17 protein-coding genes and 1 riboswitch are annotated in these 15,898 nt (G+C 70.3%); of the genes, 9 read left to right on the top strand and 8 right to left on the bottom strand.

What is annotated here, in order from left to right; genetic code table 11:
- The first annotated feature begins 19 nt into the window (after positions 1 to 19).
- On the top strand, positions 20 to 1,084 hold the full coding sequence (locus MXD59_RS06595; RefSeq protein ID WP_248823898.1) for an FAD-dependent monooxygenase: 1,065 nt from the start codon (positions 20 to 22) through the stop codon (positions 1,082 to 1,084).
- Positions 1,085 to 1,166: 82 nt separating this feature from the next.
- Here the strand turns inward: MXD59_RS06595 and MXD59_RS26875 are convergent, their stop codons facing one another.
- A complete protein-coding gene (locus MXD59_RS26875) occupies positions 1,167 to 1,922 on the bottom strand; it encodes an IclR family transcriptional regulator (RefSeq protein WP_248823895.1) in 756 nt (251 codons plus the stop codon).
- A gap of 297 nt (positions 1,923 to 2,219) precedes the next feature.
- On the opposite strand from MXD59_RS26875, the gene MXD59_RS06585 reads away from it, so the two are divergent.
- Entirely contained in the window at positions 2,220 to 2,705 is a 486-nt protein-coding gene (locus tag MXD59_RS06585) for an LLM class flavin-dependent oxidoreductase (protein WP_248823893.1), read from the top strand.
- Positions 2,587 to 3,006, top strand: coding sequence for an LLM class flavin-dependent oxidoreductase (locus tag MXD59_RS06580; RefSeq protein ID WP_248823891.1), 420 nt, complete (start codon positions 2,587 to 2,589; stop codon positions 3,004 to 3,006). The genes MXD59_RS06585 and MXD59_RS06580 overlap by 119 nt, the downstream gene beginning before the upstream one ends.
- Here the strand turns inward: MXD59_RS06580 and MXD59_RS06575 are convergent.
- Positions 2,972 to 3,958 (bottom strand): DMT family transporter, encoded by a 987-nt coding sequence (locus MXD59_RS06575; RefSeq protein WP_248823889.1) that lies wholly within the window; start codon positions 3,956 to 3,958, stop codon positions 2,972 to 2,974. The genes MXD59_RS06580 and MXD59_RS06575 overlap by 35 nt on opposite strands.
- 268 nt (positions 3,959 to 4,226) lie before the next feature.
- A riboswitch (ZMP/ZTP riboswitch) is annotated at positions 4,227 to 4,309 on the top strand.
- A gap of 367 nt (positions 4,310 to 4,676) precedes the next feature.
- On the opposite strand from MXD59_RS06575, the gene MXD59_RS27275 reads away from it, so the two are divergent.
- Positions 4,677 to 5,087 carry a hypothetical protein gene (locus MXD59_RS27275; RefSeq protein WP_372511947.1) on the top strand — a complete coding sequence of 137 codons (411 nt, stop codon included), beginning with the start codon at positions 4,677 to 4,679 and terminating at the stop codon, positions 5,085 to 5,087.
- On the opposite strand, the gene MXD59_RS06570 is transcribed toward MXD59_RS27275, so the two are convergent.
- The gene (locus tag MXD59_RS06570) at positions 5,050 to 5,793 is read right to left on the bottom strand and encodes an SbtR family transcriptional regulator (protein WP_308301659.1); all 744 of its coding nucleotides are present in this window, start codon (positions 5,791 to 5,793) and stop codon (positions 5,050 to 5,052) included. The genes MXD59_RS27275 and MXD59_RS06570 overlap by 38 nt on opposite strands.
- Positions 5,794 to 5,929: 136 nt before the next feature.
- On the opposite strand from MXD59_RS06570, the gene MXD59_RS06565 reads away from it, so the two are divergent.
- Positions 5,930 to 6,835, top strand: coding sequence for a TIGR03620 family F420-dependent LLM class oxidoreductase (locus tag MXD59_RS06565; RefSeq protein ID WP_248823887.1), 906 nt, complete (start codon positions 5,930 to 5,932; stop codon positions 6,833 to 6,835).
- 52 nt (positions 6,836 to 6,887) lie between these two features.
- Positions 6,888 to 7,727 carry a phytanoyl-CoA dioxygenase family protein gene (locus MXD59_RS06560; protein WP_248823884.1) on the top strand — a complete coding sequence of 280 codons (840 nt, stop codon included), beginning with the start codon at positions 6,888 to 6,890 and terminating at the stop codon, positions 7,725 to 7,727.
- 88 nt (positions 7,728 to 7,815) lie between these two features.
- Here MXD59_RS06560 and MXD59_RS06555 read toward each other — a convergent pair whose 3' ends face one another.
- The gene (locus tag MXD59_RS06555; RefSeq protein WP_248823882.1) at positions 7,816 to 8,412 is read right to left on the bottom strand and encodes a DinB family protein; all 597 of its coding nucleotides are present in this window, start codon (positions 8,410 to 8,412) and stop codon (positions 7,816 to 7,818) included.
- A gap of 98 nt (positions 8,413 to 8,510) precedes the next feature.
- Here MXD59_RS06555 and MXD59_RS06550 point away from each other — a divergent pair, with 98 nt between their 5' ends.
- Positions 8,511 to 9,500, top strand: a complete 990-nt coding sequence (locus MXD59_RS06550) for a helix-turn-helix transcriptional regulator (protein WP_248823881.1) — start codon at positions 8,511 to 8,513, stop codon at positions 9,498 to 9,500.
- 3 nt (positions 9,501 to 9,503) lie between these two features.
- The gene (locus tag MXD59_RS06545) at positions 9,504 to 10,166 is read left to right on the top strand and encodes a hypothetical protein (RefSeq protein WP_248823880.1); all 663 of its coding nucleotides are present in this window, start codon (positions 9,504 to 9,506) and stop codon (positions 10,164 to 10,166) included.
- 248 nt (positions 10,167 to 10,414) lie between these two features.
- Here MXD59_RS06545 and MXD59_RS06540 read toward each other — a convergent pair whose 3' ends face one another.
- From MXD59_RS06540 to MXD59_RS06525, 4 genes are all read right to left on the bottom strand, one after another.
- On the bottom strand, positions 10,415 to 10,990 hold the full coding sequence (locus tag MXD59_RS06540; protein ID WP_248823879.1) for a Rossmann-fold NAD(P)-binding domain-containing protein: 576 nt from the start codon (positions 10,988 to 10,990) through the stop codon (positions 10,415 to 10,417).
- 278 nt (positions 10,991 to 11,268) lie between these two features.
- Entirely contained in the window at positions 11,269 to 13,602 is a 2,334-nt protein-coding gene (locus tag MXD59_RS06535; RefSeq protein WP_248823878.1) for an ABC transporter permease, read from the bottom strand.
- A complete protein-coding gene (locus MXD59_RS06530; RefSeq protein WP_248823876.1) occupies positions 13,599 to 14,315 on the bottom strand; it encodes an ABC transporter ATP-binding protein in 717 nt (238 codons plus the stop codon). Before MXD59_RS06530 ends, MXD59_RS06535 begins: the two co-directional genes overlap by 4 nt.
- Positions 14,312 to 14,836, bottom strand: a complete 525-nt coding sequence (locus MXD59_RS06525) for a PadR family transcriptional regulator (protein ID WP_248823874.1) — start codon at positions 14,834 to 14,836, stop codon at positions 14,312 to 14,314. The genes MXD59_RS06530 and MXD59_RS06525 overlap by 4 nt, the downstream gene beginning before the upstream one ends.
- Before the next feature lie 409 nt (positions 14,837 to 15,245).
- Here MXD59_RS06525 and MXD59_RS06520 point away from each other — a divergent pair.
- On the top strand, positions 15,246 to 15,898 hold a 653-nt coding region (locus tag MXD59_RS06520; protein WP_248823872.1), incomplete at its 3' end, for an RNA-guided endonuclease InsQ/TnpB family protein.

The following is a 15,898-nucleotide window of genomic DNA, read 5'->3' as shown; positions in this document are numbered from 1 at the left end:
GGCGTAGTATTCTTGGGGCATGGCGAAGCAAGCACTGATCGTGGGCGCGGGCGTCGGCGGTCTGAGCACCGCGATCGGCCTGCGGGACGCGGGATGGTCGGTCACCGTCTGGGAGCGGTGGCCGCGGGTCGTCGGTGTGGGCGCCGCCCTGGGCCTCTGGCCCGAAGCACAGGACGGGCTGGCGACGATCGGCCTGGGTGACCAGTTCTCCCAGGCGTCCGTGCCCGTTACCGAGGCGGCGATCTACCGCCACGACGGCCGCCGGCTGCTCCGGCTACCCGGGGACTCACCGCGCACTCCACGCGTGCGCCTGATCAGCCGCCGCACGCTGATGGACCTCCTGCTGACGCACGCGAACGACATCGACATCCGGACCGGCGTGCGGGCGGACCAGGCCGCGTTGCGCGCCCAACTCACCGAGACCGACGTCCTGATCGGTGCCGACGGGCTGCGCAGCGCAGTGCGGCAGACGTTCTTCGGCGACCGCACCACACCCCGCTACAGCGGGCTGATCGGCTACCGGGGCACCGTCGACTTCGAGTCGGGCTCCTACGGCGAGACGTGGGGTGACGGCGCCCTGTTCGGCAACACCCCGATGGAGCCGGGCAGGACGAACTTCTACGCGGCGTTCCGTGCGCAGCCGCAGGACACCTCGGGACTCGACGGACTACGTGAACGGTTCGGAGCCTGGCGCGAGCCCATTCCGACCATCCTCGCCGCAGCCCAGGAGGCGGATCTTCTTCGCAACCCGATCTACGACCTGCACCCGCCGCTGCCCGGTTTCGTCGCCGGCCGGGTCGCGCTGCTCGGCGACGCCGCACATGCCATGACCCCGCACGCCGGAAGAGGAGGATGCGAGGCGATCATCGACGCGATCAGTCTCGTGCACCATCTGACGGCTGCTACCCGTGATGACGGCGACGACGGCGTCACCGCCGCGCTGCGTCGCTATGACGGCGAGCGCCGCAAGAAGGCACAGCAGATCGCGGCGCGGTCACGACGGATCGGAACCGTCTCGCACGCCCGCAGCGGCGCGACAGTCCGCAACCTCATGCTGCGCGGGCTCCAGCCCCTCGTCCGCTGACACCTGCGGACAGCTACCAGGTGTCGAGCCGACCAGGTTCTCCATCACGATCACTGGTAGTCAGGCCGCTCCGCGCCGCTGGTCACCGCGGCTCGCCTGCACGGGTCGCACAGGCCGTGGCCTGCCCCGAGGGTCGCAGTCCAGCACTGATCGTCAGCGCCGCCCGGGCGAGCAGCGGCAGCACACGGCGGGCCTGGGCCGCCGAGCGTGCCGTCACGGCCAGGGCTGCCTCAGGGCCGTGCACGGCGAACGGGTCCACGGGAACGGCCACCTCGTTCTCGCCGAGATGCCATTCCTCCCATGCGCTCGCGGGCGCTCCGGCCCGGATCGCGGCCAGCTGCCGATCCAGCAGGCCAGGTGCGGTGAGCGTGTGCGGCGTGAGGCGCACCAGGTCGGTCAGCAGCTGCCGACGGCGGGAGTCCGGCAGGTAGGCCAGCAGGACCTTGCCGGCCGCGGTGGCGTGCAGCGGCAGCATCGTCCCCGGCCGCACGGCGGTGCCGGCCCCGGCATCAGCACCATCCAGCACCACGAGGCGGCTGCCATCCAGCGCGGCGAGCAGCACCGGCAGCCCCGTCTCCCGGCTCAGACCGTGCAGAACGGGGCGTCCGGTCTCCACCAGCCGCCGTTGGCAGGGGGCCTGCCCACCCAGTGTCCACAGCCGGCTTCCCAGCCGGTAGGAGCCGTCGGACTGTCGTTGCAGGCCACCCCAGGCGACCAGCTCACGTACCAGCCGCAGCGCCGTCGGCAGTGGCAGGTCGGCACGCTCGGCGATCGCGGTCAGCCGCAGGCTTGGCGTCCCGCCCGCGAAGGCGTCCAGGATCGAGAACGCTCTGCCCACCACCGACACTGTGCGTGCTCCTCACCGCGAGTGGACCGACTTTCATCCCGTGAAAGTGAATGTGTGGGTTCATGGCGCGTTACGGGGAATCTGGGGTCGGATTTCCACAGCCGCCGTTGAAGGGAGCCACACCGTGCCCGCCTCCACCCCCGTGGAATCGCCGGTCGGAAGAACCAGAGCGGCACGCCGCGCCTCATCGCACCATGCCGGGCACCGACTTCGGCGGCACCTGCGCATGGTCATCGTAGGTGGACATCGGACGAGCTTTTCGTTCGCGAGCGACGGCGGTGACCACTGATGATCCCACTCGGACTCGCGCTCGAACTGCCCGCCGCGGACGGCCCCAACGCCGTGGACGACCTGGTCACCCGAGCTCGCGTGGTCGCGGACGCCGGCCTGGCATCGCTGTGGCTCGGCCAGGTTTACACCGTCGACGCGCTGACCGCCCTCGCCCTCATCGGGCGGGAGGTCCCGAGGCTGGCCCTGGGCACAGCTGTGACGACCATCCACTCCCGGCACCCGATCGCGATGTCCAGCCAGGTACAGACCACCCAGGCCGCGGTCGGTGGACGCCTGTGGCTCGGTCTCGGCGTCGGCCACCGGGCCGCCGTCGAACAGCGCCACGGCGCCTCCTCCGCTGGTGCTTGCGGCGCTCGGCCCGGCCATGCTGCGTCTGTGCGGCGAGCTGACCGACGGGACGATCACCTGGCTGGCCGGGCCGCGCACGCTCGCGGAGCACATCGTGCCCACGCTGTCCGCTGGTGCCGGCGGACAGCACCGTGAGGTCATCGCCGGCCTCCCGATCTGTGTGACCGACGCACCCGACGAGGTCCGCGCCCGCGCCGCGACCAACCTCGCGTTCTTCGACTCGGTACCGTCCTACCGCACGATCCTCGACCGTGAGGGCGCCCGGACAGCAGCCGACGTGGCGATCATCGGAGACGAACGCCACGTCGAGAGGGAGCTGACCCGGCTGGCCGACGCCGGCGCCACCCAGGTCATCGCCAACCTCTCCGGAGTCCCCACACCTGAGGAACACGCCCGCACGATCACTCTGCTCGGCGCGCTGTCCACCCACCTCTAGCGCCGTCCTCCGCACACGGCGTTTCGCCCCTCTCGTCTGGCTGAGGCACGGAGCGCAGCGCGTCCGCATGTTCGGTAACCGCGAGAACGGTCATGGCGGACACCAACAAAAGCGTGCCGACCACAACCGCGGTCGACAACCGCTCGCCGAGCAGGATAACCGCGAGGACGGTGGCGCTGACCGGCTCGATCAGCATGATGGTCGAGGTGGTGGTGGCACGCACGACTGCCGCGCCGGCGAAGTACAGCGGGTAGGCCAGGGCGGTCGGCACCACGGCCACGTATGCCAGCAACGCCAGCACCCGAGCGAGGTCGGCCGTATGGGGCAGCAGTCCCTCGGCCATGGCAGGCGGCAACAGAACCAGACCGCCGACGCCAAAAGCCCACGCTGTCAGTGCGACGGCATCATCACCGCCACCGCCAGCGCGTCCCGCCCATCGAGCCAGCAGCGTGATCGCCGTGTACCCCGCCGCGGACAGCAACGCGAGCAGGACACCCGCTGGATGTACCTCGCCGCCGTGGTTTCCCAGCACAAGCACCATCAGCCCACCGAGGACAGCCGGTATCGCGGCGAGGCCGTGCCCCAGGCGCTCGCCGAGCACCAGTCGCGCCCCCAGGGCGGTCAGCGCTGGTCCCGCTCCCAGCGTGACGATCGTGCCCACCGCGAGGCCGGTCACAGCAACCGCCCCGAAGTAGGCCGTCTGGAAGACCGCCAGACCAACGCCTGTTCCGACCCGCATGACAAAGCTCCAACGCTGCGACGGAGCAGCCGTATCGGCAGTCCTCACGGATCGGGACGGTCGCACGACGCGCGCCAGGAGAAGCACGAACAGGCCGCTGGCAAAGCGCCAGAAGGAAACGGCGAACGGTCCGACAGCGCCTGTTCGGCAGACCGTGTCAACGACGGCACCGGTCGTGCCCCAGGCGGTGCCCGCCAGGGCCAGAAAAATCATTCCCCGCCCAGCAGACGGGCCGACAAAAATATTCGACATTGCGCGCTCTCCACGGAAGGGAAGTGGCCTGGTTCCCGGATGCGGGCAGCACAACCAGTGCGGCGGGCACCGTCACCCGTCGCAACTACCTTCCGTAGCGGCCCGCCTAGACGGCGGGCGGCGAAAGCGCAGTCGAACTCATAGCGGTCAGCATAGGATCCCGAGGAGAATCCCGCGCACAGGATCGCGTCGACACGCAGCTACCGGCTGATGTGTAGCTGCTACGGTTGGACGTGGCCGCTACTGGCGCGGGTGGATGACCACCGGGGAACGGCCGAAAGATCGTCGACGCCGACCGCCTAGGCCCGCGACGCACAGCTGACTGTGCGCGGTGAGGACGGTCGATGGACCTGCGGTACGGCATGAATCCCCACCAGCGGCCGGCGACCGCCAGCCCCGCTGGCCCTGCTGCTGCGCCAGCTGGTCTGCGACGGAATCGTGGCGCCCGGCTATGAGCCAGGGGTCGTGGCAACCCTGTCCGCGAAGAAGAACGGCACATTCCTGACCCTGGAGGCCGACCCGACCCACCGGCCACCCCCTGGGAGATCCGCGAGGTGCACGGGATGCGCTTCACCCAGCCCTGGGATGACGCCGTTCCGAACCGGCAGACCCTGGCCGATATCCGCGTCGGCACGATTCCCGACCACGCCCTCGACGACCTGCTCCTAGGGGCCTTCTCGTGGTGCGTCACACCCAGTCGAACTCGGTCGCCTACGTCCGCGGCGGGATGACGCTTGGCGTGGGCGCGGGTCAACAGTCCCGGGTGGACGTGGCTACGCCGACACCGCCTCGTCCGGGCACTGCACGTCGGCCAGAACTCGAAGATCCAAGAAAGAATCAATGCCCAGATCCACTACCTCGAGGCGAGCTCCGCCGATCCCGCGTTCCCGCTCGGGCCCGGCGGGAGCCCGCCCTTGACCGCCACGGAGCGCTCCCGATGGCTGAGTCGACTCGACCAGGTCAGCCTCGCTTCCGACGGCGCCCTCCCCTTTCAGGACAACATTGTTCATGCCCGCCGACACGGGGTGCGCTACGTGGCCGAACCCGGCGGATCAATCCGCTCCGCGGAGATCCTCAGTGCCTGCCGTGATCAAGGGGTCGCCCTCGTCCACACCGGGCTTCGCCTGTTCCGACACTGATGTGTGCGGCGACCGTCTTTCGGGAGGCTCGTCCGCCTTTCCGCGACGGCGACCCCGACCGCGGTCGGGGAGGGCCGTCGGCGCCACGCCCTCGAGCGCGAGCGTGAGCAGCCGGTCGACCGTCACCCGCCCCGGGACTGCGGCCGAGGTCTGCTCGTAGGACCACGCGAGTCCACTGACCAGGGTGAACAGTTCCAGCGCGTCGAGGTCGGCGCGGACCACGCCCGCCCGCTGCGCGCGGGTGAGCAGGGACGCCCCGGCCTCGCGCATGCCCTCACAGGCCGTGTGGAGCTCGGTCGAGGTATCCCGCAGGGTCCGGGTGAACGCGGCGGTGAGCCCGCGGTAGGTGCCCGTGAACTCCACGAACTCCCGCAGCCAGCAGGTCAGCGCGGATCCGGGCGCCGCGGTGGCCGACAGCTCGCGGGCCCTGGCCGCGAGTGTGTCGAACCGATCGTGGAGGAGGACCTCGAGAAGAGCCTCTCGCGACGGGAAGTGCCGGTACAGCGTCCCCGTCCCGACTCCGGCCCGGCGGGCGATGTCCTCCAGGGAGGCCCCGATGCCGTGCTCGGCGAACGCGGCACGGGCATACGCCAGCAGACGCTCGTAGTTGGCCCGGGCATCGGCCCGCATGGGCCTCGGCTCGGCCACTGCACTCACCCGCGCTTCCCTTCCCGGCGAACAAGCGGAGGGTACCTCCCCCCCCACAGCCATAGGCGGAGGCTGCCTCCGGTAAGCTCGCCTCCCTCAGGCGGAGGCAGCCTCCGTTTGACTTGAAGAGGTGGAGGGATCGGCGATGACGGTTGCGGAGACCAGGCGAAGGCTGGGCCGGTTCGGGGTCTGGATTCCCCCGTTCGTCCTGCTCAGTACGCCGGTGGCCATGCAGCGCCGCGAGCTCGTCCGCATCGAGCGGCTGGGGTACGGATCGGTGTGGAGCGGGGAGACCCCGCCAGTCGCGCCGGTCAGCGGCCGCGAGGCGTTCACCCAGCACGGTCTGATGCTGGCCACGACCGATCGGATCACCGTCGGCACCGGCATCGCGAACATCAGTGTCCGCGCCGCGGGCTCGATGCACACCGGCGCCGCCACACTGGCTGAGGCCCATCCGGACCGGTTCGTCCTCGGCCTTGGTGGTCAGTCCGGCGAGCGGCCTCTTGCTCACCTGCGTGACTACCTCGATGCCATGGACGATGCCGGGCGGCGTCTGACGCAGCTACCAGCTCCCCCCTACCCGCGCGTCCTGGCTGCCCTTGGACCGCGTGCGCACCAACTGGCCCGCGAACGAGCCGACGGCGTCCATCCGTTCCTGCAGCCCGTGGCGCACACGGCGGTCGCCCGCGCGGCGGTCGGCCCGGACCTCCTGGTCATCCCCCATCAGGCCGTGGTCCTCGAAACCGACGCGCCGGCCGCCCGCGCACAGCTGCGCCGCATCCTCAGCCTCGGCGCGGGTGCCCCCGAGTCCCCCTACACCAGGAACTACCGCCGGCTCGGCTACAGCGAGGCGGAGGTGACCGGCGAACGCAGCGACCGGCTGATCGACGACGTCCTCGCCTGGGGCGACGAAACCACTGTCGCGGCCCGGCTGACCGCCCATCTCGACGCGGGCGCCGACCACGTGCTGGTCAACCCGTTCGCGGCGGACCTCACTCAGGCGGTCGACCAGCTCGAACGGCTCGCCCCACTGCTGTTCCCAGCCGTCTGACCGCCCAGCGCATCCGGTGCGGGCACGTCGTGGCCGCACGAAATGCGCTTGAGTGACCGTCCCCGGCCGACGAGAATCCGAGGTCGAGGTGATGACCGCGGTGTCGACGTTGACCGACGAAGAGATCCAGACGTTCATCGACGAGGGCTTCGTCCACGTCCGGGAGGCGTTCCCGAGGGACCTGGCCGACGAGTGCCGTGCGATCCTGTGGCGCCTGACCGGCCTCGACCCCGACAACCCGGCTGGCTGGACCCGTCCCGTCATCCGGATCGACGGCAGCGCGGAGAAACCCTTCCAACGGGCCGCCACCACGCCACGGCTGCATGCCGCCTTCGATCAGCTGGTCGGGCCCGGCCGGTGGCGGCCCCGCGGCGGCCTGGGCACGTTCCCCATCCGCTTCCCGCATCCCCGTGACCCCGGTGATGCCGGCTGGCACATGGACGGCTCCTACCTGCCCGACGGTGAGACGTGGTTCTGGCTGAACATCAGGTCCCGCGGCCGCGCCCTGCTGATGCTGTTCCTGTTCTCGGACGTCGGCCCCGACGACGCACCGACCCGCATCAAGGCCGGATCACACCTCGATGTGCCGCCGTTTCTGGCGCCGGGGGGTGAACGCGGCCGAAACGGGCTGGAGCTGTGCGGGCAGATGGACGCCGCGGGCAGGCTCGACAGTCCCGACCGTCCGGTGGTCCTCGCGACCGGGCGGGCCGGTGACGTGTACCTCTGCCACCCGTTCCTCATCCACGCCGCGCAACGACACCGCGGGTCCGTTCCACGCTTCATCGCCCAGCCCCCGCTGGACCCGGTAGGCCTGCTCGACCTGGACCGCGCCGACGACACCTACTCCCCCGTCGAACTCGCCGTCCGCCGCGGGCTGGGTGTGACCGGGTAGCCGACGCCGCGGACCCGCACGGACGCTGGTGCGACTCGTCCACCGCCAGGCCCGTCCAGCCCCATCCAGGGCCTGGACGAGGCGGTCGTCAGGTTGTGGTCTGGCCGTCGATCGTCTCGCGCAGAAGGTCGGCATGCCCGGCGTGCTGGGTGGTCTCGGCGATGATGTGGATCAGCACCCGGCGGACGCTGTGTCGCGCGCCCGGTTCGTTCCAGGGTGCCGCCGGCAGTGGCTGCGCCGCGGACAGGTCGGGAATGGTCGCGACGATCTCGTCGGTGCGGGCAGCGGCCTGCCGGTAGCGGGCGATGGCCCCGGCCAGCGTGTCACCCGGCAGCATCTGGAAGTCGTTGTGACGCCTGATGGCCCAGGCCGGGTATTCGCGCGCGGTGCCGGTCATGAACTCGTCCCAGGTGACGCCGTCGGGCAGCGCGACGTCCAACGCCGAGGGCCCCTCGAGGATGAACCGCGCCCAGGTTTCCTCGCAGGAGGCGACATGTTTGATCAGCCCGCCCAGGCACAGGGCGCTGACGGTCGGTCGCTCGCCGGCCTGGGCGTCGCTGACGCCACGAGTCGTGTTGATCAGCAGGGTGCGGGCCGCGGCGAGCTCGGCGAGCAGGTCGGCCCGCTCGGCGTCGAGGACGCTGGCGTGCCCGAGGGTACGGGCGGGGGCGGGGGCGGTCGTCATGATGATCGGCCTTTCTGTTGTCGCCGTGGTCGACTGAAGACCACTGTCACCGGAGAAGCGGTCAGTTTCTGGCCTCTTCTACGGGCAATCTCAGTGACATGCCGACGACCTCAGCGCGCCTGTTGGCCCTGCTCTCGCTGTTGCAGGCACGCCGGGACTGGCCGGGGGCGCTGCTGGCCGCCCGGCTCGAGGTAAGTCCGCGCACGGTGCGCCGCGATGTCGACCGCCTTCGTGAGCTGGGCTACCCGATCCGGGCCACCAAGGGCCCCGACGGTGGCTACCAGCTCGATGCGGGGGCGGACCTGCCGCCGCTGCTGTTCGACGACGAGCAGGCCGTCGCCGTCGCCGTCGCGCTCCAGATCGCTGCCAGCTCCGGCGTCGGTGTCGAGGAGGCGGCGGCCCGCGCGCTGAGCACCATCCGGCAGGTCATGCCCGCGCGGCTGCGCCACCGGATCGACGCGCTTCAGGTCACCGCGGTCGAACGCGGCGGAAATCGACCGAACCCGCGGGTCGACCCGGCCGTTCTCGTGACGCTCGGTGCCGCGGTCCACGCCCGCGAGGAGCTTTCCTTCGACTACACCGTCTCGTCGCGATCGGAGTCGGTCGCTGCCTCCCCGCCGCGGCGGGCGCAGCCGCACCACCTGGTCACCTGGGCGGGACGCTGGTATCTCGTCGCCTGGGATCTGGACCGGGAGGACTGGCGCACCTTCCGGGCCGACCGGATCAGCCCGCGCACCCCGACCGGGCCGCGGTTCACCCCGCGGCAGCTGCCCGGCACGGATGTGGCCGCCTTCGTCGCCCAGCGTTTCGAGGGCTCCTTCGGACCGGAGCGCCAGCCCTGCCACGGGGAGATGATCATTCATCTGCCCGCCGCCTTCGTCTCCCGGTACGCCCAGGACGGGATCGTCGAGGAACTCGGCCCGGACCGCTGCCGGCTCGTTCTCGGTTCCTGGTCCTGGCCCAGCCTGGCCGCCACCGTCGGCCGGTTCGACGCCGACATCGAGGTCCTCGGGCCACCCGAGCTCGCGGACGCCTTCGCCACCCTGGCCCGCCGGTACGCGCGCGCCGCCGCCAGCGGCTGCAATTGACGGATGACATCCACGTATGACGGGCTGGTGGAGCAGCAGGCGGACATCACCTGCCTGCTGCTCCACCATGTTCAGACACCCCTGCTCCCGGCTGCACGTGACGACACCGTGTACCTCCGGGGCGTCCTTCCCATACCACCGCCGGCCGCAGCCATCCGCCTCGTTACCGGGGATGAGGCCGCGCACACCCCGGACAGGCTGACGGCGTACGAGTTCCCCCTGCACGTGAACGGACAGAACCTCACCGCCGGAGACCTTCTCGCCATCCTGCGCACCCTGACCAGCGGCCCCCACTACTTCTCCAGCGACAATGTCACCACGATGATGGGCATGACACTCGTCCGCCCGGACCCCACCACCATCGCGTCCGCGGCCGAGGCCCTCGATGACCGTGCCCTGACCATTCTGCGTTGCGTCGCCCAGCCGTTCACCGGGGAACGGCCGGACCCCCTCCTGCGCGGCTTTCTCTTCCTCGAGCAGGACCTGCTGCGTCTCTACCTCGACACCGCGGAAAGGCCCGATGTGCTCGCGGTCGACGTGCGGCCCTCCGGTGCCGTCACCGCACTGATCGCGGCCCTGCCCACACTGATCACCGAAAAGGAGCGCAAGGTGGAGATCGACACCGATCCCCACTGCTCCCACCGGATGGACCTGACCTTCTGGTAGGGCGGACCGCCGACCGGTCGTGTCGGTCGACATCGCGTCCAACGCGCTATGGCCGGCGAGCTCGGCCACGTCACGACGGCCAGCCTCCGGGTGTGCCGCCCGCGGACACGGCGCATCGCCCGTTTCCCGCTTTCCTGCCTCCCAGGTGACGATCCGAGGGTCACCCGATCGTCTTGGATCTCCTGATCCCAGCAGATATGGCGACCATGGCGCCAGGCGAATCTTCTTGTGGGTTCGCAAGAACCTCGTCAGACGTGCTGGAAGTCCGTCCGGTGGGCTTCGATCCAGGAGCGAAGCGGTCGGGCGGGGTGGCCGGTGATCCGTTCGACAGTGTTGGTGACCGGGTCGGTCTGGCCGATACTCGCGGCGGCGACGTCGAGCAGGGTTTCCAGGATCGGGCGGGGCATCCGGGCCTGCTCACGTTCGAATACCTGGTCCCGGGTCAGGTCATCGACGGGGAGTTCGACGCCAAGCATGTCGCCGATGGTTGCGACCGCGCCCCGCAGGCGCAGCGACCGGGGTCCGATGAGGATCTGTATCCGGGCGCGACGGGTGTTGCGGGTAAGCAGGTCGGCGGCGACCTCCGCGATGTCGTCAGCATGGATAGGCGCGACGGGAGCGTCCCCGAAGACCATCGCGACCCGTCTGGTCGTCCGGATCTGGTCAGCCCAGTCACGCTGGGTGTTGGTCGCGAGCCAACTCGGGTAGAGCATGGTGTGATCGAGGCCAAAGTTGGCCACGGCACGCTCGACCGCGCGGTGGACCATGCCGATCGGCCGGTCGAACTCCCCCGCTTCGTACGCCGCCGGAGAAGACAGCACCACCAGGTAGCGGACTCCAGCCTTCGCGGCAGCCGCCAGGAAAGGCCTCGGGCCGCTGACCCCGGCCAAACGCCACCTCGCTGTCGACACCCTGCGCTCCAATGAACGCGCCGCCAGCGAGCGCCCCGCACCCGCGAGCTGAGTATGGCTTGTGCCCGTCCGGCAACCGGCACAAGACCAGCCCAGGCCAGCAGCCGCCCCCGGATGGCCGGATCTGAGCTGGCAGTGTGAGGACCGTGGTTGGGGAGATAACCGCCGGCCAGCGACAACCGCGGCCCCAGCTACTCGTTGCGGGCGGTTTCTGGGCCGGTGCTGCGCGCTAGCAATGGCATAGTCGAGGCGACAACGGCAAGGGACGCGACGAGTCCGGCGAGGACAAGCAGGTAGTACCCGGCCCCGGGCGGCTGGAGGTTCTCGGACAACTGCCCGCGTAGGAACAGGTGCGCGGCGAGCAAGCCGATGCCCGCCGCAACGGCCGCGGTGATAACCAGCGGGACAGCCGCTTCGAGGGCGATGATCCACCGGAGTACCGCGAGCGGCACTCCGGTGAGGCGCAGCAGGCTGAACGGCCGTCGGCGGTCGGCGAGACCACCAGCGACGCTGACGGCCAAGCCGCAGCCGGCGATGGGCAGGCTGGTGAAGATCACGACGTTCGCGAGTTGACGGTAGCTGTCAAGCTGCTGCGCGTTGCGCGCGTCGAACTCGGTGAGGGTCTGCGGGGGAAACGTGCTCGGGTAGGCCAGGTCGAGGACGGTCCGGGCCCGCTCGACCGCACTCCTCGAGCCGTCCGTCGCGACAACGATGGAACTGAGCGGAAGCCGCCCGAGATCGGCGCCGGTTACGGCGGCCGCCGGCCAGCGGGTGTCGGCCAGCGGCGAGGCGCCATGGACGAAACCGCCGCCGAAGACAGGCCTGATCGTCGCGGTGCCGGTGCCGGCCGAACAGCGACCGAGGGCCGGGGCGCGGGCAAGCTCCGCGCAGGAGACAATCCCCGGCGGTGGGAACTCGCGCGGGTCGAAAACCGGCGCGCGGCGGATCAGCGTCACCCCGGCAACACCGGGAATCGAGGTCAGCGCTCGCCAGGTCACAGTGGGGACCGACGTGGTCGAACCCGTCGAACCCGTCGGCCCGTTGTCGAATGTGCGGACGACGGTGGAGCGGCCAGCAGCCACAGCGCCTGCCGTGCCGCCGTTGTAAGCCGCGATCGTCGTGACCACCCCGATGGCACACGTGCTGACGAACAGAGCGAGGACCAGCCCACTGATGGCGCGAAACCCGGCATGCGGGTTGTCGGCGAGACGGCGGGCGGCGATGAGAGTGGCGGCCCGCCGGGCCCGTCCGGCCATCAGGCGGGAGCAGAGCATGGTCAGCCAGGGCCCGGCGATGACCAGCCCGACCATGGTCGCCAGAATGCCGGTCAGGAACGCGGCGGCCTGCAGGTGCGTGCTGGTATCGGAGTCGGCGCCGATGTCGGCGATGTAGGCGCAGTAGCCGAGTTCGCCAAGACCGGCCGCCAACGGGATCACCCGCCAGGCGCGGGGCGGTCGCGGGGTGACGCGCCTGGCGATGCCCAGCGGTGAGATGTTCACCCGACGCAGAGCCACATGCGCCGCTACGGCGGCCGCGGCCGGAATGCCGACGGCGACGAGCAGCACGTCCAGAAGGCTCAGCGTCAGGTCGCCGGTGAAGAACGGCTGGCCCGTGAACGGTATCCGGGCCAGGGCCGGACGCGCCACGTAGAACAGGCCGAAGCCGGCGGCGACGCCGGCGAACGCCGCCACGCTCGATTCAACGGCTGAGATCACCGACATCTGCCGCGGCGTCGCGCCGATCAGACGCATCGCCGCGAAACGCTGTTCCCGGCGCGCGGCGGACAACCGTGTCGCGCCGGCGATGAAGATCAGGAGGGGGAACAGCAGCGCGGCGATCACCACGGAGAGGATGAGCGTCATGCCGTTGTCGTTGATGCCGACGCCGAGCGCGCAGGTGGCGCAGGCCGCGGGAGTGGTCGTGCTGATGGCGGTGACCTGCCCGACGTCGTCCTGCTGGGAAAGATCGGCGGCGTTGTGGCCGATGATGACGAGCAGTGAGTTCGGGGCAGGCAGCGCGGCCGAGCCGATCTGGCCGACCAGGCGGCCGGGAAACCGGTCGCCGAGCTGCCCGGCCGGGGTGTCGCGCAACAGCCTCGCCAGGGCGGGCGAGGCGTAGAACTGCCCCGGTCCCGGCAGGCGCGCGAGCCCGGGCGGCACCGGGGAGCCGGGGCCGGTGGCCGCCACGTCGACCCGCCCGATCTCCCGGCCCCGGAAGTAGTCGGCGCGCAACCGCCACCACAGGGGATCGCTCGTGCCCGCGCGGCTCGCGGCCGATGACGCTGACGACGGCGGGGACAGCGGGGCAGACCCACCGGACGCCGTGAACGCGGCAGGTGCGTTCGACCCGAGGAAGGTGGTCTCCAGCCAGGCGTACCGGGAGTTCTGCGTGTTGACCGCGTGGAGACTGGCCACAGTGGTCAGCAGCAGGGCCGCCCCAACCGCCACCCCGATCGCGATGAGAGCAAGCCGACTGATCGCCTCCCGGCCGCCGGCCACCGCGAGTCGCAGGCCCAGCCGGATCATGAGGCGACCAGCTCACCGTACGTGACCCTGCCGTCCCGCACCATGATCTCCCGATCGGCACAGGCTGCCACCCGGGGATCGTGGGTGACCAGTACGACGCTCGTACCCTGCTCACGGGCTGCGGTGACCAGCAGGTCCATCACCCGCTCACCGGCGAGTGAGTCCAGTGACCCGGTTGGCTCGTCCGCGAACAGCACGTCCGGATCGGCGACCAGACCCCGGGCCAATGCGACCCGTTGGGCCTGCCCACCGGACAGCTCCCCGCTGCGCCGGCGTTCCAGCCCGGCCAGGTCGAGCCGCTCCAACCAGCCACGGGCCCGGTTCAGGGCATCGGACCGTCGGGCGCCCCTGAGCAGCAGGGGCAGTGCGATGTTCTCCTCGACGCTGAGTTCCGGCACGAGCTGCCCGAACTGGAAGACGAAGCCGAACCGGTCGCGCCGCAGCGCCGCGCGGGCGTTCTCCCTCAGGGTGTCGATGCGCCGGCCGGCGAAGTGGATCTCACCGGTGTCCGGGGCGAGGATGCCGCCCAGGCAGTGCAGCAACGTCGACTTGCCGGACCCGCTCGGCCCCATCACCGCCAGGATCTCGCCGGTGGCCACCGACATGCTCGCCCCCCTCAGCGCGGGCGTCTGCCCGAAAGACAGCGAGACCTCGCGTGCCTCCAGCACGCGCGCCGGCCAGCTCGGCGCAGCGCCACTCGAGGATGTGCTCACGTCGTGACCACCTTCGCCAGCGCGTCCAGCCGAGCCGAGGTCAGCTCGATCCAACGAAGGTCGGCCTCCAGATGGAACAGGCCGTGGTCGGCGAGCAGAGCGTCGACCACAGTCCCGGTGCGCTTGAGCTCGGTCAGTTCCCGCATCCGATGCATGTGGGCGGCCCGCTGCGCGTCGAGGTACCCCTCGGCCGAGCGCCCTGACATCAGGGCGAGCACCACCTTGACGAACAGGACCGTCTGCAGATGGGGTTCGGCTTCGACCGGCGTCGCGAGCCAGGTCTCGATGTCGCTGACGCCCTGCTCGGTGATGACGTAACGCTTGCGGTCCGGCCCCGCGCCGGGCTCGACGTCGGCCGCGATCACCTTCCCATCCCGGGCCAGGCGCGCCAGGGTCGCGTACACCTGCCCGAACGGCAGCGGCTTGCCCCGGCCGAAGAACGCGTCGTAGTCGCGCTTGAGGTCATACCCGTGGCTCGGCTCTCGCTCGAGCAGCCCCAACAGGGCCAGCGGAACGCTCATGACCCGAGACTCTACATCGAGAGTATACGCGAAGGTAGTAGTTCGCCGAAGTAGCCCGTGTGTCAAAACCAGGCATTCCAACAGATGATCACAGCGTCAATCAGGCCAGCTTCACCGACCGATGGGCGCGGAACGCGGCCGCCACGACCGCCCCGTCACGAGACGCTGGCCAGATCCGCTGGAGCTGCCGACCTTGTCGGCCCAGCGCGAGTGGTTCACGACGCCCACCCGCGGAGCCCACGGACACGGCGCATCGCGCCGTTTCTCGTTTCCCGCTTCCCGGGTGACGATCCGAGGGTCGCCCGATCGTCATCGGATTTGCGCCGTGGATACCCTGGCCTTCAGGCCGGGGAGGAAACGGCGCCCCACGCTGGAACGCATGAGCGAATCCTTTCAGTAGAATAGAAGCATGTCCCGTTACCGTCTCTCTCCGACGCCCGGGCAGGGCGTCGGACTCGAAGAGCACTGCGGGCATGCGCGGTACGTGTGGAACCTGGCAGTCGAACAGCAGTCGTGGTGGACCCGCTATCGGGGAAAGCCGCCGAATCATCTGGAACGCTGCCGGCAGTTGACCGACGCGCGAGCGGAGTTCGACTGGTTGAAAGCCGGGTCGCAGACCATCCAGCAGCAGGCATTGCGGGATTTCGACCAGGCTATGCGGAACTTTTTCGGTGGGTCGCATCGGCGGCCGACGTTCCGAAAACGCGGCCAGTCCGAAGGTTTCCAGGTCGTCGGGAAGAACGCTCGGGTCGAGAAGCTGAACCGGCGATGGTCCCGCTGCTGGGTACCGAAAACCGGCTGGGTGAAGTTCCGTGTATCGCGGAAGGTCCCTGATTTCAAGTCCTACCGGGTGACCCGGGACCGCGCCGGCCGCTGGCATGTGGCGTTCGCCGCCGTGCCCGTGCCCGTCGACCCGCCCGGCACGGGTGAGGTGGTGGGCGTGGACCGTGGGGTCGCCGTGTCCGCGGCCTTGTCGACGGGCGAGCTGCGGACCTGCCCGGGGCTGCTGCCGACCGAAACCGAACGGCTGCACCGGTGGCAACGCCGACTCGCCCGCGCCAG

The sequence above is a fragment of the Frankia umida genome (assembly GCF_023242945.1).
GTDB classification, from domain to species: Bacteria; Actinomycetota; Actinomycetes; order Frankiales; family Frankiaceae; genus Frankia; species Frankia umida.
This window is presented reverse-complemented; position numbering and strand designations above follow the sequence as displayed.